Raw genomic sequence first — 618 nt, 5'->3', positions numbered from 1 at the left:
TTTACCGTTTAGTCCATCTTTACCGTCTGTTACTTTGATTGGATCGCCATCATTTTCTATGGTTTTACCATCTTGACCATATTTCTTCTTTTGAATGATGATGGTAACTTTTCCAGTCTTAGGATCAGTTTGTGTGGTGACCTCTGGACTTAGACCGTCTTTACCATTATTTCCGTCTTTACCATCTGTTACCTTGATTGGATCTCCGTCTTTTTCTATGGTCTTACCATCTTTTCCATATTTCTTCTTTTGGATTATGATGGTTACTTTGCCGGTCTTTGGATCTGTTTGGGTGGTGATTTCTGGACTTAGGCCGTCTTTTCCATCTTTACCAGGGTCACCTTTTTCACCGTTCTTGATCTCAAAGGATTGAACTTCTTTGCCATCCACTTTCACGATGACTTTCTTACCAATCACTTCATTGGTCTTAGGATCCTTGATGTCTTCGGTTGTGATTTCTGGTGTCTTTCCATCTTTACCGTCTGTTACTTTGATTGGATCGCCATCATTTTCTATGGTCTTACCATCTTTTCCATATTTCTTCTTTTGGATTATGATGGTTACTTTTCCGGTCTTTGGATCTGTTTGGGTGGTGATTTCTGGACTTAGGCCGTCTTT

The 618-nt window shown here is 39.6% G+C and carries 1 pseudogene; it reads right to left on the bottom strand.

The annotated features are described in order from the left end of the window. Nucleotides 1–618: pseudogene (locus tag D3H64_RS10200) on the bottom strand (hypothetical protein); the annotation flags it as partial.

It is taken from the genome of Atopobacter sp. AH10 (genome assembly GCF_003664595.1).
In the GTDB taxonomy this organism is placed as follows: Bacteria; Bacillota; Bacilli; order Lactobacillales; family Aerococcaceae; genus Atopobacter.
The sequence above is the reverse complement of the archived record's forward strand: the minus strand, read 5'-3'. Positions and strand labels throughout refer to the sequence as shown.